The 20,537-nt window shown below is 65.9% G+C and carries 20 protein-coding genes; 14 read left to right on the forward strand and 6 right to left on the reverse strand.

The features are described 5' to 3' along the window. The first annotated feature begins 82 nt into the window (after positions 1-82). The 5 genes from ftsZ (at position 83) to lpxC (ending at position 4,478) form a co-directional block, all read left to right on the forward strand. A complete protein-coding gene (gene ftsZ / locus FVD38_RS04615; RefSeq protein ID WP_123069384.1) occupies positions 83-1,282 on the forward strand; it encodes a cell division protein FtsZ in 1,200 nt (399 codons plus the stop codon). A gap of 294 nt (positions 1,283-1,576) precedes the next feature. Next, the gene (locus FVD38_RS04620) at positions 1,577-2,080 is read left to right on the forward strand and encodes a peroxiredoxin (protein ID WP_147933736.1); all 504 of its coding nucleotides are present in this window, start codon (positions 1,577-1,579) and stop codon (positions 2,078-2,080) included. A 53-nt stretch (positions 2,081-2,133) separates the two neighbouring features. Next, positions 2,134-2,583: a GNAT family N-acetyltransferase gene (locus FVD38_RS04625; RefSeq protein ID WP_147933737.1), complete on the forward strand. Its 450-nt coding sequence runs from the start codon at positions 2,134-2,136 to the stop codon at positions 2,581-2,583. Beyond that, positions 2,580-3,461, forward strand: coding sequence for a DMT family transporter (locus tag FVD38_RS04630; protein WP_229493418.1), 882 nt, complete (start codon positions 2,580-2,582; stop codon positions 3,459-3,461). Before FVD38_RS04625 ends, FVD38_RS04630 begins: the two co-directional genes overlap by 4 nt. Positions 3,462-3,542: 81 nt before the next feature. Then, positions 3,543-4,478, forward strand: a complete 936-nt coding sequence (gene lpxC / locus FVD38_RS04635) for a UDP-3-O-acyl-N-acetylglucosamine deacetylase (RefSeq protein ID WP_147933738.1) — start codon at positions 3,543-3,545, stop codon at positions 4,476-4,478. A 150-nt stretch (positions 4,479-4,628) separates the two neighbouring features. Here lpxC and FVD38_RS04640 read toward each other — a convergent pair whose 3' ends face one another. After that, positions 4,629-5,120 (reverse strand): DciA family protein, encoded by a 492-nt coding sequence (locus tag FVD38_RS04640; protein WP_123070162.1) that lies wholly within the window; start codon positions 5,118-5,120, stop codon positions 4,629-4,631. Positions 5,121-5,368: 248 nt separating this feature from the next. Here FVD38_RS04640 and secA point away from each other — a divergent pair, with 248 nt between their 5' ends. Further along, positions 5,369-8,155: a preprotein translocase subunit SecA gene (secA, locus tag FVD38_RS04645; protein WP_147933739.1), complete on the forward strand. Its 2,787-nt coding sequence runs from the start codon at positions 5,369-5,371 to the stop codon at positions 8,153-8,155. A 47-nt stretch (positions 8,156-8,202) separates the two neighbouring features. On the opposite strand, the gene FVD38_RS04650 is transcribed toward secA, so the two are convergent. Then, entirely contained in the window at positions 8,203-9,261 is a 1,059-nt protein-coding gene (locus tag FVD38_RS04650; RefSeq protein WP_187271475.1) for an N-acetylmuramoyl-L-alanine amidase, read from the reverse strand. 117 nt (positions 9,262-9,378) lie between these two features. On the opposite strand from FVD38_RS04650, the gene argJ reads away from it, so the two are divergent. Genes argJ through FVD38_RS04670 form a run of 4 tightly spaced genes read left to right on the forward strand, consistent with a single transcriptional unit; the run spans position 9,379 to position 13,246 of the window. Next, on the forward strand, positions 9,379-10,617 hold the full coding sequence (argJ, locus tag FVD38_RS04655; protein WP_147933741.1) for a bifunctional glutamate N-acetyltransferase/amino-acid acetyltransferase ArgJ: 1,239 nt from the start codon (positions 9,379-9,381) through the stop codon (positions 10,615-10,617). Positions 10,618-10,620: 3 nt separating this feature from the next. Further along, positions 10,621-11,511 carry an ATP-binding protein gene (locus tag FVD38_RS04660; protein WP_123068284.1) on the forward strand — a complete coding sequence of 297 codons (891 nt, stop codon included), beginning with the start codon at positions 10,621-10,623 and terminating at the stop codon, positions 11,509-11,511. After that, a complete protein-coding gene (locus FVD38_RS04665) occupies positions 11,504-11,941 on the forward strand; it encodes an NUDIX domain-containing protein (protein WP_147933742.1) in 438 nt (145 codons plus the stop codon). Before FVD38_RS04660 ends, FVD38_RS04665 begins: the two co-directional genes overlap by 8 nt. A 9-nt stretch (positions 11,942-11,950) precedes the next feature. Further along, entirely contained in the window at positions 11,951-13,246 is a 1,296-nt protein-coding gene (locus FVD38_RS04670) for a D-amino acid dehydrogenase (RefSeq protein WP_147933743.1), read from the forward strand. A 120-nt stretch (positions 13,247-13,366) separates the two neighbouring features. Here FVD38_RS04670 and FVD38_RS04675 read toward each other — a convergent pair whose 3' ends face one another. The 4 genes from FVD38_RS04675 to FVD38_RS04690 form a co-directional block, all read right to left on the reverse strand. Next, positions 13,367-13,549, reverse strand: coding sequence for a DNA gyrase inhibitor YacG (locus FVD38_RS04675; RefSeq protein ID WP_147933744.1), 183 nt, complete (start codon positions 13,547-13,549; stop codon positions 13,367-13,369). A gap of 19 nt (positions 13,550-13,568) precedes the next feature. Further along, entirely contained in the window at positions 13,569-14,324 is a 756-nt protein-coding gene (gene zapD, locus FVD38_RS04680; protein WP_147933745.1) for a cell division protein ZapD, read from the reverse strand. 87 nt (positions 14,325-14,411) lie between these two features. Then, entirely contained in the window at positions 14,412-15,029 is a 618-nt protein-coding gene (gene coaE, locus FVD38_RS04685; RefSeq protein ID WP_147933746.1) for a dephospho-CoA kinase, read from the reverse strand. Then, positions 15,026-15,901 carry a prepilin peptidase gene (locus FVD38_RS04690; RefSeq protein WP_147933747.1) on the reverse strand — a complete coding sequence of 292 codons (876 nt, stop codon included), beginning with the start codon at positions 15,899-15,901 and terminating at the stop codon, positions 15,026-15,028. Before FVD38_RS04690 ends, coaE begins: the two co-directional genes overlap by 4 nt. A 249-nt stretch (positions 15,902-16,150) precedes the next feature. Here FVD38_RS04690 and FVD38_RS04695 point away from each other — a divergent pair, with 249 nt between their 5' ends. From FVD38_RS04695 to FVD38_RS04710, 4 genes are read left to right on the forward strand one after another with little or no spacing between them, the layout of a single operon-like run. Further along, a complete protein-coding gene (locus tag FVD38_RS04695) occupies positions 16,151-17,032 on the forward strand; it encodes a DMT family transporter (RefSeq protein ID WP_147933748.1) in 882 nt (293 codons plus the stop codon). Between the two features lie 26 nt (positions 17,033-17,058). Then, positions 17,059-18,348: a D-tagatose-bisphosphate aldolase, class II, non-catalytic subunit gene (locus tag FVD38_RS04700; protein WP_147933749.1), complete on the forward strand. Its 1,290-nt coding sequence runs from the start codon at positions 17,059-17,061 to the stop codon at positions 18,346-18,348. 2 nt (positions 18,349-18,350) lie between these two features. Beyond that, on the forward strand, positions 18,351-19,568 hold the full coding sequence (locus FVD38_RS04705) for an SIS domain-containing protein (protein WP_147933750.1): 1,218 nt from the start codon (positions 18,351-18,353) through the stop codon (positions 19,566-19,568). Continuing rightward, positions 19,552-20,520, forward strand: coding sequence for an N-acetylglucosamine kinase (locus tag FVD38_RS04710; RefSeq protein ID WP_147933751.1), 969 nt, complete (start codon positions 19,552-19,554; stop codon positions 20,518-20,520). Before FVD38_RS04705 ends, FVD38_RS04710 begins: the two co-directional genes overlap by 17 nt. The last annotated feature ends 17 nt before the right edge of the window (positions 20,521-20,537 follow it).

Raw genomic sequence — 20,537 nt, forward strand, 5'->3', positions numbered from 1 at the left:
CGCAGTTACCGGTTTGAGGCAGCGAACCAGCAACGCCAAGGCCTCTTCCCTGGAACCGCATTCTGAGAATAGGGAGTTCATCATGGAGTTCGATATGGTCGATAACGCAGCACTGGGAACCGTGATCAAGGTCGTTGGCGTCGGTGGCGCCGGCGGCAACGCGGTTCAGCACATGATCAATAAAGGTGTGTCCGGTGTCGAGTTCATCGCCGCCAACACGGACGCACAGGCGCTGGCTGTTTCCAGCGCCAACAACATCATCCAGATCGGCGATTCCGGCCTGGGCGCAGGGATGCGTCCGGAAGTCGGCCGCCAGCTGGCCGAGCAGTCGCGCTCGCGCATCGAGGATGCCCTGCGCGGCGCGCACATGGTCTTCATCGCCGCCGGCATGGGCGGCGGCACCGGCACCGGCGCTGCGCCAATCGTGGCCGAAGTGGCCAAGACCATGGGCGCCCTGACCGTGGCCGTGGTCTCCAAGCCGTTCTCCTACGAAGGCCAGAAGTGCATGGACGTGGCCGAGGAAGGCCTCGAAGAACTGACCAAGCACGTCGACTCCCTGATCGTCATCCTGAACGAGAAGCTGGAAGACATCTACGAAGACGAATCGATGCTCGACTGGATGCAGCACGCCGACGATGTGCTCAACAACGCGGTGGCCGGTATCGCCGAGATCATCAACGTGCCGGGCCACATCAACGTCGACTTCAATGACGTCAAGACCATCATGGGCGAGCAGGGCAAGGCCATGATGGGCACCGCGACCGCATCGGGCGTGGACCGCGCGCGCATCGCGGCCGAACAGGCTGTCGCATCGCCGCTGCTGGACGGCATCGACCTGTCGGGCGCCAAGGGCGTGCTGGTCAACGTGACCGCCAGCCGTGGCCTGAAAGGTAAAGAGATCAAGGAAGTCATGGCCGCCGTGCGCGCCTTCGCGGCGCCTGACGCCTCGATCGCCCAGGGCATCGCCTACGACGACGCGATGGGCGACGAGATCCGCGTGACCGTGGTCGCGACGGGCCTGGGCAAGAACAAGAAGTCGATCCAGCTGGTCCAGCCGCAGCAACAGCTGCGCACCGGCACCTACGACGCGCCGGTGATGCAGGGCGCCGCGGCGGTGGCAGGCGGCCTGACCGCGGGCAAGGCCAGCGCCGACGCCCTGGGCGGCATGAAGCAGCCGGCCGTGTGGCGCCGCGAGCAGGCATCGGAGCAGGTGCAGGCGATGCAGCGCAATGGCGTCGAGACCTACGACATTCCGGCGTTCCTGCGCAAGCAGGCTGACTGATTCGGTCGGTCGTTCGTGAAAAGGGGGCCAGCGCAAGCTGGCCTTTTTGTTTGCACAGCACGAAAATCACCCACGATCCGCACCGCCAGCACGTCGTACCCGCGGAGGCGGGTACCCGAGGCCGATGAGCAGCCGCTACGCTCGACGCAAGAGGCAGCGCACGCAAACTTGGGTACCCGCCTTCGCGGGTACGACGTGCAGAAGCCGCGGGTCGCAAGTTGTCGTCACCGCCAGCACACCCACTCCAGATCAGCGATAATGGCAAGATTCACAAAACATCAACAGGAGAACAGCATGACCATCCAGATCGGCGACCGCCTGCCGGAAGGCACCCTCGCGGAATTCATCGAGAACGAGACCGAGGGCTGCAGCCTGGGCCCGAACACCTTCCAGGTGGCGGACCTCGTCAAAGGCAAGAAGATCGTGATCTTCGGCCTGCCGGGCGCCTTTACCCCGGGCTGCTCGGTGCAGCACGTGCCGGGCTTCGTCAAGCATGCCGACGACATCCGCGCCAAGGGCGTCGATGAAATCTGGTGCATCTCGGTCAACGACGCCTTCGTGATGGGCGCCTGGGGCCGCGACCAGAAGGCCACCGGCATCGTGCGCATGATGGCCGACGGTAACGCCACCTTCACCAAGGCCCTCGGCCTGGACAACGACTTCTCGGCCCACGGCATGGGCACGCGCTCGAAGCGCTACTCGATGCTGGTCGAGGATGGCGTGGTCAAGACCCTGGACATCGACGCCAAGGGCATCGACGCCTCGAGCGCCGAATCGATGCTGCAGAAACTGGGCTGATTCCCGGTCGTATCCGCACTTGACGAACGGCGCCGCGGCGCCGTTTCTTCCTTATGATTATCAATACCGAAACCCCCGACCAGCCCGAAGTCCGGGCCATGCTGGACAAGCTGGACGCCTATTGCGCCGCGCTGTACCCGGCCGAGAGCAACCACCTGCTGGACATCGACGCGCTGCTGGCCGGCGACGTGCTGTTCCTGGTGGCGCGCGACATCGACGGCGCGGCGGTCGGCTGCGCAGCCTTGGCCAATCGCGGCGCCTATGGCGAAGTGAAACGCATGTACGTGGACGAGGCGCGTCGCGGCCTGGGGACGGGAAAGAAGCTCCTGGAACACCTGGCGATGTTCGCGCGTATGTCGGGCCTGGGCGAATTGAAGCTCGAAACCGGCATCCACCAGCCGGCGGCGATCGCGCTGTATGAAGGTTTCGGTTTCAGCCGCTGCGAGCCGTTCGGCGATTACCGGCCCGACCCCTTGAGCCTGTTCATGGAAAAACGGCTATGACAGCGAGAGGGGGCAACCTGTACAGCATCTACGCGATGCTGCTCGCCGTCTTCATGTTCGCCCTGATGGACACGGCGATGAAGCTGCTGGCGGCGCGCTACCCGGCGATGCAGGTGGCGGCGCTACGCGCCATGTGTTCCTTGCCGCTCGTTGCCGCCTACGTGGCCTGGCGCGGCGCCTTCACGGGCGTGTTCCAGGTGCGCTGGCCGATGCACTTCCTGCGCGGCGTGCTCGGGATCCTGATGCTGGCCCTGTTCGCGTTCGGCCTCAAGAGCCTGTCGCTGGCCGAGGCCTATTCGATCTTCTTCATCGCGCCGGCCCTGATCACGGCGTTGTCGGTCCTGTTATTAAAAGAGCGGGTCAACCTGGCGCGCTGGGTGGCGATCGCGGTAGGCCTGGGCGGCGTGCTGGTGGTGCTGCGCCCGAGCGGCGCCGGCTTTTTCACCGTCGGCGGCCTGGCGGTGCTGGGCGCGGCCGCCTGCTACGCGGTGTCGGCGATCACGGTGCGGGTGCTCGCGCGCAGCGACCGCAGCGAACATACGGTGTTCTGGCTGATCGTCATGATCGCGGTCGGCGCCGGCCTGCTGGCGGCGCCGTCCTGGGTGCCGATTCCCGCCAGCGAGATCCCGCTGCTGTGCGGCCTGGCGGTGTCGGGCTTCATCGGCCAGCTGGCGATCACCGAGGCGTTTTCGCGCGGCGAAGCCTCGAGCGTGGCGCCGTTCGAGTATTCGGCCCTGGCCTGGGGCGTGGGCCTGGACTGGCTGCTATGGCGCGCGTTGCCCGACGGCTGGACCATGGTGGGCGCGGCCATCATCATCGGCAGCGGTCTGTATCTGATCCGGCACGAAAAAGAGCACGTCGAAGCCGAGCATCCATGATGTGTCGCTCGCGCGCCACCACGGCCGGGCCAATCGGGGGAGGCGGCAGCAAGGGTGTATGCGCTGGGCTATAATCGGCCCATGCTGAAACAACGAACCATCAAGGAACTGGTCCGCACCACGGGTGTCGGCCTGCACTCCGGCCGCAAGGTCGAGCTGACCCTGCGCCCGGCCGCGCCCGATACCGGCATCGTGTTCCGCCGCGTCGACATGGACCCGATCGTGGCCATCCCGAGCTCCGCCCACGTGGTGGGCGATACCCGCATGGCCTCGGTGCTGATCAAGGACGACGCCCGCGTCTCGACCGTCGAGCACGTGATGTCGGCCTGCGCCGGCCTGGGGATCGACAACCTGCTCATCGACGTCACGGCCGAGGAAATCCCGATCATGGACGGTTCGGCATCGTCCTTCGTGTTCCTGCTGCAGCAGGCTGGCGTCGAAGAGCAAGCCCCGCTGCGCAAGTTCATCCGCGTGCTCAAGGACGTCGAAGTGCGCCAGGGTAGCGGCGCCAACGAGAAATGGGCCCGCCTGTCGCCGCACAACGGCTACAAGCTCGATTTCTTCATCGAATTCAACCACCCGGCGGTGGACGGCACCATGCAGCGCGCCACCGTCGACTTCGGCGACATCACCTATGTGCGCGACGTGGCGCGCGCCCGCACCTTCGGCTTCATGCAGGACGTCGAAAGCCTGCGCGGCATGGGCCTGGCGCGCGGCGGCTCGTTCGAGAACGCGATCGTGATGGACGAATACCGCATCCTGAACACCGACGGCCTGCGCTACGAGGACGAGTTCGTGCGCCACAAGATCCTCGACGCGATCGGCGACCTGTACCTGGTCGGCCATCCGCTGCTGGCCAGCTATACCGCGCACAAATCGGGCCACGCGCTCAACAACGAGCTGCTGCGCGCACTGCTGGCCCAGCCGGATTCGTACGAGATCGTCACCTTCGACGAGCTGGGCACGGCGCCGCCGTCCTATGTGCGGCAGATGACGCGGGAGTGGGCGCAGAGCTGAGGTTGTCGGCTGTGCACAGGACTTGGATTCCCGCCTGCGCGGGAATGACGTTCTGAAGCACAGGGCCGACCATCAACGTATCAGCTTGCTACTAGCTACGAAACCGTCGTCCCCGTGAAGGCGGGGACCCAAGTTCCCCCACTAACACCCCTACCTCCTCTTCGCCGCCAGCGCCTTGAGCGCCGCCACCAGATCGCGGTTCTGCTGCGTATCCGGCAGCGACTCCGCCAGTTCCTCGAAGGCCTGCACCGCGCGCGGCGGCAGCTCGAGCGTGCGCATCTCGGGCCGGTCGGGCAGGGCGCGCGTCACCTGCAGCTTGATCTTGGTCGATTCCACCTGCCAGCCCTTCTGCAGCAGGGTCGCCTGCAGCTTCGGCATCAGCTGCTTGAGGCGGGCCGCCAGCGCCGAGCTGGGCACGGCCAGGGTCAGGACCCCCTCCTGGAACGACAGCACGTCGCAGTTATGAAAGATCGCCGGCAGCGCCGCGGCGCAGTCGGCCTGCAGGCGCGCCATGCGGCCGACGGCCGGCAGCAGGCTGGCCATGCGGTCGTTGGCGCGCAAGAAGTCGGTGGCGGCGTGCGAGGTCTGCCGGGTGCTGGTCCCGAAAATATGGAAGGGACGCTTGGGAGGAGATTGCTGCATGCTTGGAACATACCACAGCGCCCGCGCTTTGGGCGGACCGGGTGGCGGATCTGCCGCCGCGGTAGCGCCGTCGAAGCCAGTTTGATAACGTTTCTGGCTCGGCAGGACTTGTTATCCTGCCTACGATCCCCAAGTGTGGCCGGATCGCATGATAAAATCAGTGGTTATTTGCCTAACGCGGTCTTTGGTGCTTATCGCTTTGATATCATCTTGGCTTCTCTTTGCGGCGTATTTTTCTAGAACACAGCATGTCATTCCTGACCCAGATTTTCGGCAGCCGTAACTCGCGTCTGCTCAAGCAGTACCAAAAGACCGTGCGTCAGATCAACGCGCTCGAGCCACAAATGGAGCAGCTTTCGGATACCGAGCTGCAAGCCAAGACGCCTGAATTCAAGGATCGCCTCGCCAAGGGCCAGACCCTGGACGACATCCTGCCAGAGGCCTTCGCCGTCTGCCGCGAAGCGGCCAAGCGTGTCCTCAAGATGCGCCACTTCGACGTGCAGCTGATTGGCGGCATGGTCCTGCACCAGGGCAAGATCGCCGAGATGGGCACCGGTGAGGGTAAAACCCTGATGGCGACCCTGCCGGTCTACCTGAACGGTCTGTCGGGCAAGGGCGTGCACGTCATTACCGTCAATGATTACCTGGCCCAGCGCGATGCGGACCAGATGGGCCAGCTGTACGGCTGGCTGGGCCTGTCCACCGGCGTCAACCTGTCGCAGCTCGACCACGACAGCAAGCAGAAGGCCTACGGTTCCGACATCACCTACGGCACCAATAACGAATTCGGCTTCGACTACCTGCGCGACAATATGGTCTACGAGGCGCGCGAACGCGTGCAGCGTAGCCTGAATTTCTCCGTGGTCGACGAGGTCGACTCGATCCTGATCGACGAGGCGCGCACCCCGCTGATCATTTCGGGCCAGGCCGAGAACCACACCGACCTGTACCACCGCCTGAACGAAGTCCCGCTCAAGCTGATCCAGCAGATCGGTGAAGAAACCCCGGACGGCAAGGGCAAGATCGAAGTCCCGGGCGACTACCTGAAGGACGAGAAGGCGCACACCGTGCTGCTGACCGAATCGGGTCACGAGCATGCCGAAGCGATCCTGACCGAGATGGGCCTGCTGCCCGAAGGCGCCTCGCTGTACGACGCCGCCAACATCACCCTGATCCACCATCTGTATGCGGCGCTGCGCGCCCACGTCCTGTACCACAAGGACCAGCACTACGTGGTGCAGAACAACGAAGTCGTGATCGTCGACGAATTCACCGGCCGCCTGATGACGGGCCGCCGCTGGTCGGATGGCCTGCACCAGGCAGTGGAGGCGAAAGAAGGCGTGCGCATCCAGAACGAGAACCAGACCCTGGCCTCGATCACCTTCCAGAACTACTTCCGCATGTACGCCAAGCTGGCGGGCATGACCGGCACCGCCGACACCGAAGCCTTCGAATTCCAGGACATCTACAAGCTGGAAACCGTGGTCGTGCCGCCGAACCGACCATCGCAGCGCAAGGACCGCCAGGACCAGGTCTACAAGACCTCGGACGAGAAGTACAACGCGATGGTCAACGACATCCGCGATTGCTACGAACGCGGCCAGCCGGTGCTGGTCGGCACCACCTCGATCGAGAATTCCGAGATGCTGTCCGGGATCCTGACCAAGGCCGGCCTGCAGCACAACGTCCTGAACGCGAAACAGCACGCCCGCGAAGCGGAGATCATCGCCCAGGCCGGCCGGCCGAAGATGATCACCATCGCCACCAATATGGCCGGTCGCGGTACCGACATCGTCCTGGGCGGCAATGTCGGCAAGCAGATCCAGCTGATCGAAGCCGACGGCAACCTGTCGGACGCCGACAAGGCGACCCAGTCGCAGAAACTGCGCGACGAATGGCAATCGCTGCACGACCACGTGGTCAATGCCGGCGGCCTGCACATCATCGGCACCGAGCGCCACGAATCGCGCCGGGTCGACAACCAGCTGCGCGGCCGTTCGGGCCGCCAGGGCGACCCGGGTTCCTCGCGCTTCTACCTGTGCCTGGACGACGCGCTGCTGCGCATCTTCGCCGGCGACCGCGTGCGCGCCATCATGGACCGCCTCAAGATGCCGGAAGGCGAACCGATCGAGGCGGGCATCGTGTCGCGCTCGATCGAGTCGGCCCAGCGCAAGGTCGAAGCCCGCAACTTCGACATCCGCAAGCAACTGCTCGAGTACGACGACGTCGCCAACGACCAGCGCAAGGTGATCTACACCCAGCGTAACGAACTGCTGGAGTCGACCGACATCAGCGAGATGATCAACTCGCTGCGCGTGGGCGTGTTCACCGACCTGGTGCGCGACTACGTGCCGGCCGAATCGGTCGAGGAACAGTGGGACGTCAAGGGCCTGGAAACCGCGCTCTCGTCCGAATGGAGCCTGGACGTGCCGCTGCAGCAGATGCTGCAGGACGAGCCGAACCTGAACGACGACGACATCCTCGAGCGCGTGCTGGCCGCGGCCGACGCGTCCTACGGCGCCAAGGTCGGCGTGGTGGGCAAGGAATCGTTCGGCGGCTTCGAGCGCAACGTCATGCTGCAGAGCGTGGACACCCACTGGCGCGAACACCTTGCGGCGCTGGACCATCTGCGCCAGGGCATCCACCTGCGCGGCTACGCGCAGAAGAACCCGAAGCAGGAATACAAGCGCGAAGCCTTCCAGCTGTTCAGCAATATGCTGGACCTGATCAAGAACGAAGTGATCCGGACCGTGATGACCGTGCGCATCCAGTCGCGCGAAGAAGTCGAGGCGGCCGAGGCGGCGATGGCGGCCCAGGCGGCGCAGCTGGAAAACGTCAACTACCAGCACGCCGACTTCAACCCGTCGGCGGCGCCGGAAGAACTGCTCAATCCGAACCCGAACCGCAGCGGCGAAGGCGAAGCCGTATCGGCCGAAGACCACAGCAGCTATATGGGCGTGAAGGTCGGCCGCAACGATCCATGCCCTTGCGGCAGCGGCAAGAAGTTCAAGCAGTGCCACGGCAAGCTGGCGTAATCAGCCACTAGCCAGCATGCGAAACGGCCGGGGCGACCCGGCCGTTTTCATTCGTCCATCACCATCCGCCGGTAGCGTTCCCAATCCCAGCCCGCGCCCGGATCGGTATGCGTCTGCCCGGCATGGTTCACATGCCCCTTTATGTTGTAGTCGGCCTCCGGCAGCACCGCGTTCCAGCCACGGCTGCCGTCGTACACCTGCGGCGTCATGTTGTGCGCCGCCAGGATGGTGCGCGCCAGCCGGCTCGACGCCAGCAGCATCGACTCCGAATACCAGGCGTCCGGCTGCTCGACGAAGCCTTCATGTTCGATCCCGACCGTATGGCCGTTGGCGCTGCCCGCATGCCATGCCTTGTCGCTTTCCCTCACCATCTGCGTGATCTGGCCGTCCGACGAGCGCACCAGGTAGTGGGCGCTCACGCCGGCGCTACAGTTGCGGAACCACGAGATGGCGCCCGCGTACGAGCCCTGGGTCGTGTGGATGGTCACGTGGCTGACAGCCAGCGTGCGGCCAGAATAATTGCAGCTGGCGGCCGGCAGCCATAGCGCGTCCGGATAGTCGGCCAGCGTCAGCACGCGCGCTGACAGCACATCGAGCCGCGCCTGGCCATAGATCCGCGCCAGGTCGACCGGATGCTGCGTCACCGCGAAATCCGGGCCCTGGCGGCCTTCGCGGATCGCCATATAGATGTCGTAGGTGTGGATCTGCGCGATGTCGCGTTGCGCGATGCCGGACAGGCGCGCCAGCGCGGCCTCCCAGGCTTCCAGCGGCGACTGCCGGGTCAGTCCCGGACCATACAGCGCGAGCAGGGCAGCCGCGCCGCGGATATTGCTGGGCGTGTCGAACGCCAGCTGGCGCGACGGCATGCCGAGCAGGGCCGCGGCCAGGCGCAGCGAGCGGCCGAAATACGGGTCATCGCGCAAGCCCATGATGCCGTGGCGCAGCGGCATGCCATGGTGCGATTCGGACTGCGGCGATGGCGAATGCCAGCGCGTTTCGGTCCAGGCGACTGCTTCGAGCAGCGCGTGGGGGACGTCAAACTCGCGCGCGGCGTCCTCGAATATCTGGTGGTGGCGCCGGGCGGTGGCATTCAATTCGGTCGGCATCGCCCATGTTTTTCCTAAAGGCATCTGCACACGTTGATGTGCAGCAGAAACCTCGCAGCATCGCCAGGTCGCTGGCGTTACAATAACGAATTCGACAATTTTTCCAACGAGATCACCATGGCCGTCAATTCCCCCCTGCCAGTCGCCGCCGACCTGAAGCCCGTCAACGGTGTCGAGATCGGCTTCGCCGAAGCCGGCATCAAGAAGCCGAACCGCAAGGACATCCTGATCATGAAGCTGGCCGAGGGCGCGACCGTCTCCGGCGTGTTCACCCTGAACCGCTTCTGCGCCGCGCCGGTGCAGGTGAGCAAGGCCAACCTGGAAGCCGTCAAGAACGGCGGCGCGCCGATCCGCGCGCTGGTGGTCAACACGGGTAACGCCAATGCCGGCACCGGCGAGCAGGGCCTGGCCAACGCCAACGTCACCTGTGCCGAAGTGGCCAAGTTACTGGGCCTCGAGGCTGGCCAGGTGCTGCCATTCTCGACCGGCGTGATCCTGGAACAGCTGCCGATGCCCAAGCTGCTGGCCGGCCTGCCTGCCGCCGCCACGAGCCTGAAGGCGGACAACTGGTTCAACGCCGCCGAGGCGATCATGACCACCGACACCCAGCCGAAAGCCGCCTCGCGCACCGTCACCATCGGCGGCCACGCCGTGACGATGACCGGCATCAGCAAGGGCGCCGGCATGATCAAGCCGAATATGGCGACCATGCTCGGCTACCTGGCGATCGACGCCAAGGTCGCCCAGCCGGTGCTGGACGAGCTGGTGAAACACGCGGCCGACCACTCGTTCAACGCCATCACCATCGATGGCGACACCTCGACCAACGATTCCTTCATCGTGATCGCCACTGGCACTGGCAGCCTGTCGATCGACGCTGCGAGCGGCGCCGACTACGAAGCGCTCAAGGAAGCCGTGACCGACATCTCGCGCAACCTGGCGCAGCAGATCATCCGCGACGGCGAAGGCGCGACCAAGTTCATGACCATCACGGTCGACGAAGGCAATGACGTGGCGGAGTGCCGCAAGATCGCCTACGCGATCGCCCACTCGCCGCTGGTCAAGACCGCCTTCTTCGCCTCCGACCCGAACCTGGGCCGCATCCTGGCGGCGGTCGGCTACGCCGGCGTCGACGACCTCGACGTGACCAAGCTCGACCTGTACCTCGACGACGTCTGGGTGGCGAAGGCGGGCGGCCGCAATCCAGACTACAAGGAAGAAGATGGCCAGCGCGTGATGAAGCAATCCGAGATCACGGTGCGCGTCAAGCTGGCCCGCGGCGACGCCACGGCCACCGTCTGGACCTGCGACCTGTCGCACGACTACGTCTCGATCAACGCCGACTACCGTTCCTGATCGATGACGCCGCTCGATCAGTTTCTGCGCCGCGCCGAGGGCCTGCTCGAGCGCCTGGAGGCGGTGCTGCCGCCGGCCACCGCGCGCGAGCCGGATTGGAAGCGCAGCTTCGCCTTCCGCTGGCGCCGGCGTCCGGCAGGGGGCGGCAACTACCTGCAGCCCGTGCTGCACGCCTCGACCATCAAGCTCGAAGACCTGCACCACGTCGCGGCCCAGAAGCGCCAGATCGAGCAGAACACGCGCCAGTTCGTGGCGCGCCGTCCGGCCAATAACGTGCTGCTCACCGGCGCGCGCGGCACCGGTAAGTCGTCGCTGATCAAGGCCTGCCTGAACGCCTTCGCCGACCAGGGCCTGCGCCTGATCGAGGTCGACAAGGCGGATCTTGCCGACCTGCCCGACATCATCGACCTGGTCGCCGGCCGGCCCGAGCGCTTCGTGGTCTTCTGCGACGACCTGTCGTTCGAAGAGGGCGAGGCCGGCTACAAGGCGCTGAAGGTGGCGCTCGACGGCAGCATCACGGCGCAGTCGGACAATGTGCTGATCTACGCCACCTCGAACCGGCGCCACCTGATGCCCGAGAAAATGTCGGACAACGCCAGCTACCGCCATGGCGAGGACGGCGACCTGCACCCGGGCGAGACGGTCGAAGAAAAGATCTCGCTGTCCGAACGGTTCGGCCTGTGGCTGTCGTTCTATCCGTTCCGCCAGGACGACTACTTGGACATCGTCGGCCACTGGCTGACCGACTTCGGCTGCACGCAACAACAGATCGAGGCCGCGCGGCCGGAAGCCCTGCAATGGGCCTTGCAGCGCGGCTCGCGCTCGGGCCGCGTGGCCTGGCAATTCGCGAAGGACTATGCCGGCAAGCTGCCGGATGCATCATCGAATGACTGAAACGCATACCAATAAACCGCCGGTCGACGTCGCCGTCGGCGTCCTGATGCGGCCCGACGGCGACGTGCTGCTCGGCCAGCGTCCCGACGGCAAGCCGTATGCCGGCTACTGGGAATTCCCGGGCGGGAAAGTCGAAGCCGGCGAAGACATCTTCGCCGCCCTGCAGCGCGAGTTCATGGAAGAACTGGGCGTGCAGGTGGTGAGCGGCGAGGCCTGGTGCTGCGTCGAACACGTGTACGAACACGCCCACGTGCGCCTGTATTTCTACATCTGCCGCGAGTGGCTGGGGGAGCCGCAGAGCCTGGAAGGCCAGGCCTTCGCCTGGCAGGGCGCCTTCGGCGTGAGCCCGCTGCTGCCGGCCACCATCCCGCTGCTCGAATGGCTCGACCTGGTCCGCTATCCAGGACGTCAAGCGGACCGTCTATCTTAAGGAGAACGTGTGAAGGTCATCATCCTCGGCAGTGGCGTCATCGGAACCGCATCGGCGTATTTCCTGGCCAAGGCCGGGCATGACGTCACCGTGATCGAGCGCCAGCCAGGCGCGGGGATGGAGACCAGTTTCGGCAATGCCGGCGAGATCTCGCCCGGCTATGCCACGCCCTGGGCCGGCCCCGGCGTGCCGATGAAAGCCCTCCGGTGGCTGGCGATGCGGCACAGCCCGCTGGTGATCCGGCCGAGGATGGATCCGCAACAGTGGCGCTGGATCCTGCAGATGCTGGCCAACTGCAATACCCGTAACTACCAGGTCAACAAGGGCCGCATGGTGCGCCTGGCCGAGTACAGCCGCGACGTGCTGGTCCAGCTGCGGCTTGACACCGGCATCGCCTACGACGAGCGTAGCAAGGGCACCCTGCAGCTGTTCCGCACCCAGAAGCAGTTCGATGGCGCGCACACCGATACCGAGGTGCTGGAGCGTTCCGGCGTGCCCTATCAACTGCTCGACCGGCAGGGCTGCACGCGGTACGAACCGGCGCTGGCGCGCGTGCCCGGCAACTACCTGGGCGGCCTGCTGCTGCCCAACGACGAGACCGGCGACTGCTTCAAGTTCACCCAGGCGCTGGCAGGCTTGGCCAAGGGCCTGGGCGTCAAGTTCAGGCACGAGGTCAAGATCGCGCGCCTGAACGTCGAGGGCGACCGGGTAGTTGGCGTCGTCACCGACAAGGGCGAACTGAAATCCGAGGCCTTCGTGCTGGCGCTGGGCAGCTACTCGCCGCTGATGCTCAGGCAGATCGGCATCCATATCCCGGTCTATCCGGTGAAGGGTTATTCGATCACGGTGCCGATCACCGATGCGTCGGGCGCGCCCGAATCGACCGTGATGGACGAGACCTATAAGGTGGCGATCACGCGCCTGGGCGACCGCATCCGCGTCGGCGGCACGGCGGAGCTGTGCGGCTACGACCTGCGCCTGCACCAGGCGCGGCGCGATACGCTCGAACATTCGGTGACGAACCTGTTCCCAGACGGCGGCGACGTGCGCCAGGCCTCGTTCTGGTGCGGCCTGCGGCCGATGACGCCGGACGGCACGCCGGTGATCGGGCCGACGCCGTATCGCAACCTGTTCCTGAACACGGGGCACGGCACGCTCGGCTGGACCATGTCGTGCGGGTCGGGCCGGGTGCTGGCGGATATCCTGTCGGGACGCCAGCCCGAGATCGGGCTGGAAGGGCTGTTCATGGACCGCTATGGGCGGCGCAACAGGCCGGTCGTGGTGCCGGCGGGGATCAGCCGCTAGCGCCTCGTCGTTCCCGCGCAGGCGGGAACCCAAGTTTGCCGGCGCTACGGTGTAGTTTGAAGGAGTCGCAGCGCGAAGGACTTGGGTTCCCGCCTCCGCGGGAACGACGTACGTGGTGAATCAGCGCTCGGGTGGCGGTTCGTCGAGCGGGTCGGCCGGCGCAGCGCCGGGGATCACGAATTTCTCTTCGGCCCAGGCGCCCAGGTCGATCTTCTTGCAACGCTCGGAACAGAACGGGCGAAACTTGTTTGTGTCGATCCATTCGACTTGTTTGCCGCAGGTGGGGCAGGCTACGACGGTCATCGGTACTACCAATCAAAAATCAGAAATTGCAGAGGGTCAGGTCGAACGGCACGTCTTCTTCCAGCGGCTTGGGCTTGCAATCGCCGTCCTGGGTGGTGAAGCGTACCCACAGCATGTACTTGTTGGCCGAGATCTCAGGGATCGCTCCCGCCGATTCGTCCAGGGTCAAGCGCAGCATCTGGTAGATTTTACCCTGTAACATCTGTTGATAGCTGCCCGCCGAGGCGAACATCTTGACTGGCGCGCCCGAATTGCGCAGCAGGCGCAGCACCAGGGACAGCGCCTCGAGCAGCGGGGCGAGCGGCCCGAACCAGCCCATGATGTCGGCATGGCGCTGCTCGGCCGGACGCTTTTGCCAGGCGTAGTACGAGGGCAGGTCGAATTCGCAGGCGCCGCCCGGGATGATGGTGCGGCCGCGGATGCTCATCAGCCATTCGTTTTCGCGCACGTTCTGGCCGGTCTTGCCCTGGCTGGTCACCAGCGCGCTGCTGGCCTTGTCGAGTTCGGCCAGGACGGCGTCGAGCGTGTCGGCCGCGACCGCGGGATTGCTGCGGTAGGCCAGCAGCGATTGCTTCTGCCGTTCGAGTTCCTGCAGCAGGTCGGATTTCAGGTCGGCGCGGCCGGCCACTTCCAGCATGTCGAAGATCGTCGCGAGGGCGACGTGATGCTGCATCGGGTGTTCCTGCTGCACGAAGAACTTGAACTTCTCGTACAGGTCCTCCAGCCGCAACAACGTGCGAATCCTCTCGTTGAAAGGGTATTCGTAGACGATCAAAATGACATTCCTCTGAATGTAGGCTGGGGAGCAACTTGGTGATTCTGAACCATACGAAGCAAAATTACAAACACTGCATCAATCTTGTTACATACTCAATGACAGATACCGCTCGTGCAAGCGTTTTACCTGGGGGAACAGGGCTTCCAGGCCATCGTCATTGTCGATCACGTCGTCGGCCGCGGCCAGGCGCTGGGCCCGCGTGACCTGGGTCGCCATGATGGCGCGCACCTGGTCGGCGGACAGGCTGCTGCGCTGCATGACACGGGCGACCTGGGTGTCTTCCGAGCAGTCCACGGCCAGCACGCGCGACACCCGCTCGGCCCAAGTACCCGATTCGATCAGCAGCGGCACCGCATAGATCACGTAAGGGCCGGTAGCGATGGCCGCCGCCGCCGCGGTGGCGTCGCGGATGCGCGGATGCAGGATCGCTTCCAGCCGGCCGCGCGCTCCGGCATCGGCAAACACCAGGCTGCGCATGCGCGCGCGATCCAGCGCGCCGTCCGGCGTGGCGAAGTCGGGTCCGAATTCGGCCAGGATGGCCGGCATCGCCGCGCCGTGCGGGGCGGTCAGGGCATGGGCGATGGCGTCGGTGTCGACGATCGTCGCGCCCAGGCTGGCGAACAGATCGGCCACGGTGCTCTTGCCGCAGCCAATGCCGCCGGTGAGGCCGACCGAGAACGCCGCACCGCGCGCCGTGTTCATGCGCCGCCCAGCAGGCCGGCGCTGAAGCGGCCCAACTGCTCGCCATACAGCATGGCGATCAGGCCGGCCGCCGCCAGGTAGGGGCCGAAGGGAATCGGCTTGTCGCGGCCGCGCTTGGCGAACACGATCAGGCTGATGCCAACGATCGCCCCCACCACCGACGACAGCAGGATGATGGTCGGCAGGGCAGTCCACCCCAGCCAGGCGCCGAGCGCCGCCAGCAGCTTGAAGTCGCCATATCCCATGCCTTCCTTGCCGGTGGCGAGCTTGAACAGCCAATAGACGGCCCACAGCACCAGGTAGCCGGCTGCGGCGCCGATCACGGCGTCCTGCAGCGGCACGAAGGTGGCGTTGATGTTGATGAGCAGGCCCGCCCACAGCAGCGGATAGGTCAGGTCGTCCGGCAGCAGTTGGGTATCGAAGTCGATGAAGGTCATCGCGATCAGCAGCCAGGCGAACAGCAGGCTGCTCATGCCCGCCGCGCCGCTGCCGAAGGTCCACACCAGCAGGCCCGAGAAGATGGCGGTGAACAGCTCGATCGCCGGATAGCGCGCCGAGATGCGCGTCTTGCACTTGCGGCACTTGCCGCCCAGGGCGAGCCAGCTGACGACCGGGATGTTCTCGATGGCCGTGATCTGGTGGCCGCAGCAGGGGCAGGCCGAGCGCGGCACCATCAGGTTGAAGCGGTCGGTATGCGGCGGCTCCTTACCGCTTTCCTGCGCCACGTAATTGTCGGACTCGCGCTGCATCATCTTCGGGATGCGGTAGATGACCACGTTCAGGAAGCTGCCGACCAGGAGGCCAAGCAGGGCGGCCACGAGGGTGGGGCCCAGCAGGGCGGGTGGCGCAAACAACAACGATTCCAGGGGCATGTCGATCCGGTCCGAGACGAAAAGGCGGCGCCATCCGGGTACCGACGGCCTGCCGCAGAGTGATTCCTTACATCAACCTCATTGTAGGGGTTTTCCTCGCATTTGGCGAAGGCGTTCTCCCGACACTGCTGCATCGCAAAAATCATACGCATATATGTTATATCGAAAGATTTCGAAAGTTATTTGATATTTCGAAAGCCTTCCATTACTATCTGCTTATAACGAAGAAACCTGAGGAGGACGACGACGATGAAAACCCACTGGCTTGGCTACGCCCTGGTGACCACCCTGCTATGGGGCGTGTGGGGCGCCTTCGCCGGGCGTCCGGTGCAGAACGGCTTTCCCGAGACCCTGGTGTATGTGGTGTGGGCGCTGACCATGATTCCGCCGGCGCTGTTCGCGCTGGCGCGCATCGACTGGCGCGTGCGGCGCGACGGTCCGGCGATCGCGCATGGCCTGGCCATCGGCCTCTTGGGTGCGGGCGGACAGATGATCCTGTTCCACGCGGTCAAGGAAGGCCCCACTTACCTGATCTTCCCCCTGATCTCGCTGTCGCCGGTGATCACGATCGCCCTGTCGTATGCCTTTCTGCGCGAACGCACCGGCGCCATGGGCGTGGCCGGCATCGTGCTGGCGCTGTGCGCGCTGCCGCTGTTCGACTACGCGCCGGAACAGGGCGGCGTGGCCTATGGCTGGTGGTTCGTGCTGGCGCTGGGCGTGCTGGTGGCCTGGGGCCTGCAGGCCTATTTCATCAAGCGCGCCAACGCCATCATGGATGCCGAAAGCATCTTCTTCTACATGGCCGTCAGCGCACTTGCCTTTATTCCTGTAGCGCTGCTCATGACCGACTTCTCGCAGCCGATCAACTATGGCCTGGATGGCCCGTGGCTGGCCGCGATCACACAGGTGCTCAATGCCGTCGGCGCGCTGACCCTGGTGTACGCCTTCCGGCATGGCAAGGCGCTGGTGGTGTCGCCCCTGGTCAATGCCGGCGCGCCGCTGCTGACCACCATCATTTCGGTGGCGATGGCGGCGACCCTGCCGAACGGTTTCAAACTGGCCGGCATCGGCCTGTCGCTGGCGGCGGCGCTGTTCCTGGCGCTGCAGCCCGACGAGCCGAGCGCCGCCTGAAGTCCCTCTATCTGGAGTCAACGACAATGCAAGTGCTTCTCGACCTCGTCCAACGGCATCATGCGGGCCAGCCCGCAGGCATCCATTCAGTGTGTTCGGCGCACCCGCTGGTGATCGAGGCCGCCTTCGAGACCGGCTTGGACGCCGAAGGTCCGGTGTTGATCGAGGCGACCTCGAACCAGGTCAACCAGGATGGCGGCTATACCGGCATGACGCCCACCGCCTTCCGCGACTTCGTGTTCGGCATCGCCGACAAGGTGGGCTTCCCACGCGAACGCATCCTGCTGGGCGGCGACCACCTGGGCCCGAACTGCTGGCAGGGCGAGCCGGCCGCCAGCGCGATGGCCAAGTCCGAGGTGCTGATCGACCAGTACGTAACCGCGGGCTTCCGCAAGATCCACCTCGATTGCTCGATGTCGTGCGCGGGCGATCCGGTGCCGCTGCCGGATGAGGTGGTGGCCGAACGCGCCGCACGCCTGGCCGTGGTGGCCGAGCGGGCCTGGCAGCGCGCGGGCGGCGAGGCGCCGGTGTATATCGTCGGCACCGAGGTGCCGGTGCCGGGCGGCGCCCACGAAGAGCTGGCCGAACTGGCCGTGACCACGCCCGATGCGGCGGCGCTGACCATTGCGGCGCATCGGGCTGCATTCAATGCGGCCGGCCTGGAAGCCGCGTGGCCGCGTGTGATCGGCCTGGTGGTGCAGCCGGGCGTGGAGTTCGATCACCACAAGGTAATCGACTACCGCCCGGAAAAGGCACAGGTGCTGAGCCGCTTCATCGAGGGCGAGCCGACCATGGTGTTCGAGGCCCACTCGACCGACTACCAGACGCCCGGCCTGCTGCAGGCGCTGGTGCGTGACCACTTCGCCATATTGAAGGTCGGCCCCGGCCTGACCTTCGCGCTGCGCGAGACCTTGTGGGCGCTGGCCGACATCGAGACTGAAATGGGAATGCAAGGCGAGAGCGGCTTCAAGGAAGTGGTGCTCGACGTGATGCGCTCCGAGCCGGACTACTGGCGCAAGTACTACCACGACGCCGGCAGCCTGCTGTTCGACCAGCAGTACAGCCTCTCCGACCGGATCCGCTACTACTGGCCGCATCCGCGCATCCAGGCCGCCCAGGCGGCGCTGGTCGCGAACCTGGAACGACGGCCGGCGCCGCTCACCTTGCTGAGCCAGTACCTGCCATTCCATTACGAAGCCGTGCGCGAGGGCCGGGTGCGCAACGCACCGCTCGCGCTGTTGAAAGAAGGGGTAGCCCGCGTGCTGCGCCAGTATATGCGCGCCTGCCAGCCGGGCGCCGAACCTAGGGAGCAGTGAACATGCAAGCAGTACAGGATGCCGTGCAAGGCGGCAGTGAATTATTTGGACAGGATCTGGCCCGCCTCGATGCGCTGGGCGGCGGCGTGACGGCGCGCGAGATCGCGCAGCAGCCGGCCGTGTGGCCGCAGATCGATGCGCTGGTGACGGCGCAGCGCGCGCAGATCGACGCCTTCCTGGCGCCGCTGCTGGCGCGCCCGGAGCTACGCATCGTGATGGCCGGCGCCGGCACTTCGGCCTTCATCGGCGAATGCCTGGCGCCCGGCCTGCTGCGCCAGGGCCGGCGCGCCGACGCCGTGCCGACCACCGACCTGGTGTCGGGGCCGGACCGCTATTTCCAGCGCGGCGCGCCGACCCTGGTGGTGTCGTTCGGCCGTTCGGGCAGCAGCCCGGAAAGCGTGGCGGCGGTGCAGCTGGCCGACCAGCTGGTGGACGACGTCTATCACCTGGTAATCACCTGCAATGAAGAGGGCCAGCTGTACCGCATGACCCAGGACCGCGCCAATGCGCTGGCGATCCTGCTGCCCGACGCCACCCACGACCGCGGCTTCGCGATGACGACCAGCTTCACCTCGATGCTGCTGGCCGCGGCGCTGGCATTCCGGGTGCTGGCGCCTGACGTTGGAGCTCGTATAGCGCCGGCGGCGACGCAGGTGGGCGAGCGCGCACTGCCGCTGCTGACGCAGCTGGTGGCGCAGGACTTCAAGCGCGTGGTCTACCTCGGCAGCAACGAGCTGCGCGGCCTCGCGCGCGAGGCCTCGCTCAAGCTCTTGGAGCTGACCGACGGCCAGGTGGTGGCGATCCACGATTCGCCGCTGGGCTTCCGCCACGGTCCCAAGACCATCGTCGACGACCAGACCCTGGTGGTGGTGCTGCTGTCGAACGATCCGCAGGCGCGCCGCTACGATCTCGACCTGCTGCGCGAGCTGCGCGGCGACCGCCGCGCCGGCCGCGTGCTGGCCTTGAGCGCCCAGGGCGATGCGGCGCCCGACGACGACACCTTCGTGTTCACGGGGGCGGACGCTGCGCAAGACCTCGAACTCGCGCTTCCCTACGTCGTGTTCTGCCAGGGCTTCGCGTTCCTGCGCTCGCTGTCGATGGGTGTGCGCCCGGATACCCCGAGCATGTCCGGCACCGTCAACCGGGTGGTGCGCGGCGTGACCATCTATCCCTTCATGTCCCCCGTCGATAGCGAGGCCGTCCATGTTCCTCGGGGTTGACGGCGGCGGCACCAAAACCGCGTTCGCGTTGATCGACGCGCACGGCAGCGTGCTGGCGCGCCATGAAGAAGGCAGCACCTACCACGTCGACCACGGCATGCCCGCCGTGGCGGCGACCCTGCAGCGCGGTGTCCAGGCGCTGCTGTCCACGGCAGGCGTCGATGGCGGTGCGGTCACCTACGCCTTTTTCGGCCTGCCGGCCTATGGCGAGGATCGCGCGGCCCAGCGCGAGCTCGATGCTGCGGCGGGCGCCATTCTCGGCCCTGAACGCACCCTGTGCGGCAACGATATGGTGTGCAGCTGGGCCGGATCGCTGGCCTGCATGGACGGCGTCAGCGTGATCGCCGGCACCGGCTCGATGGCCTATGGCGAAGTCGCCGGCCGTCAGGCGCGCGCCGGCGGCTGGGGAGAGCTGTTCAGCGACGAAGGTTCGGCCCACTGGATCGCACGCGCCGGCCTGACCCTGTTCTCGCGCATGAGCGACGGCCGCGCGCCCAGGGGCGCCCTATACGGCCTGATGCGCGAGCGGCTGGCGCTGGAGGACGATCTCGACCTGTGCGCCGTGGTGTACGGCGAGCTAGGCGGCGACCGCAGCCGCATCGCCCAGCTGGCGCGCCTGGTGTCCGAGGCGGTGGCCCTGGGCGACGAACAGGCGCGCGCCATCTTCGTCGACGCGGCGCGCGAACTGGCCGCGATGGTCGATGCGGTGCGCGACCGGCTCGACGTCGATCCGACCTTCACGCTACCCGTGTCCTATACGGGCGGCCTGTTCGGCGACGGCAGCCTGCTGCGCGCGCCATTCGAGCAGGCGCTGGCCGCCTGCGCCAGGCCCTATCGCCTGCAGGCGCCGCGGCTGGCGCCGGTGCTCGGCGCCGCCCTGTACGCCGCCCGCAGCGCCAGGCAGCCATTGAGCGAGGCCGCGCTGGAGCGCCTCGCCGCCCAGACCCGATAGACGAAAGACAGGAGAAC

The organism is Massilia arenae (genome assembly GCF_008014745.1).
Taxonomy (GTDB): Bacteria; Pseudomonadota; Gammaproteobacteria; order Burkholderiales; family Burkholderiaceae_D; genus Telluria; species Telluria arenae.

Coding starts and splice junctions, on each gene's coding strand:
- FVD38_RS04675 (WP_147933744.1), bottom strand. CDS start 13,549: ATGACCGTCGTAGCCTGCCCCACCTGCGGCAAACAAGTCGAATGGATC.
- FVD38_RS04705 (WP_147933750.1), top strand. CDS start 18,351: ATGCAAGCAGTACAGGATGCCGTGCAAGGCGGCAGTGAATTATTTGGA.
- FVD38_RS04695 (WP_147933748.1), top strand. CDS start 16,151: ATGAAAACCCACTGGCTTGGCTACGCCCTGGTGACCACCCTGCTATGG.
- lpxC (WP_147933738.1), top strand. CDS start 3,543: ATGCTGAAACAACGAACCATCAAGGAACTGGTCCGCACCACGGGTGTC.
- FVD38_RS04690 (WP_147933747.1), bottom strand. CDS start 15,901: ATGCCCCTGGAATCGTTGTTGTTTGCGCCACCCGCCCTGCTGGGCCCC.
- FVD38_RS04640 (WP_123070162.1), bottom strand. CDS start 5,120: ATGCAGCAATCTCCTCCCAAGCGTCCCTTCCATATTTTCGGGACCAGC.
- FVD38_RS04660 (WP_123068284.1), top strand. CDS start 10,621: ATGACGCCGCTCGATCAGTTTCTGCGCCGCGCCGAGGGCCTGCTCGAG.
- secA (WP_147933739.1), top strand. CDS start 5,369: ATGTCATTCCTGACCCAGATTTTCGGCAGCCGTAACTCGCGTCTGCTC.
- FVD38_RS04650 (WP_187271475.1), bottom strand. CDS start 9,261: ATGCCGACCGAATTGAATGCCACCGCCCGGCGCCACCACCAGATATTC.
- FVD38_RS04665 (WP_147933742.1), top strand. CDS start 11,504: ATGACTGAAACGCATACCAATAAACCGCCGGTCGACGTCGCCGTCGGC.
- FVD38_RS04710 (WP_147933751.1), top strand. CDS start 19,552: ATGTTCCTCGGGGTTGACGGCGGCGGCACCAAAACCGCGTTCGCGTTG.
- FVD38_RS04630 (WP_229493418.1), top strand. CDS start 2,580: ATGACAGCGAGAGGGGGCAACCTGTACAGCATCTACGCGATGCTGCTC.
- argJ (WP_147933741.1), top strand. CDS start 9,379: ATGGCCGTCAATTCCCCCCTGCCAGTCGCCGCCGACCTGAAGCCCGTC.
- ftsZ (WP_123069384.1), top strand. CDS start 83: ATGGAGTTCGATATGGTCGATAACGCAGCACTGGGAACCGTGATCAAG.
- coaE (WP_147933746.1), bottom strand. CDS start 15,029: ATGAACACGGCGCGCGGTGCGGCGTTCTCGGTCGGCCTCACCGGCGGC.
- FVD38_RS04625 (WP_147933737.1), top strand. CDS start 2,134: ATGATTATCAATACCGAAACCCCCGACCAGCCCGAAGTCCGGGCCATG.
- FVD38_RS04700 (WP_147933749.1), top strand. CDS start 17,059: ATGCAAGTGCTTCTCGACCTCGTCCAACGGCATCATGCGGGCCAGCCC.
- FVD38_RS04620 (WP_147933736.1), top strand. CDS start 1,577: ATGACCATCCAGATCGGCGACCGCCTGCCGGAAGGCACCCTCGCGGAA.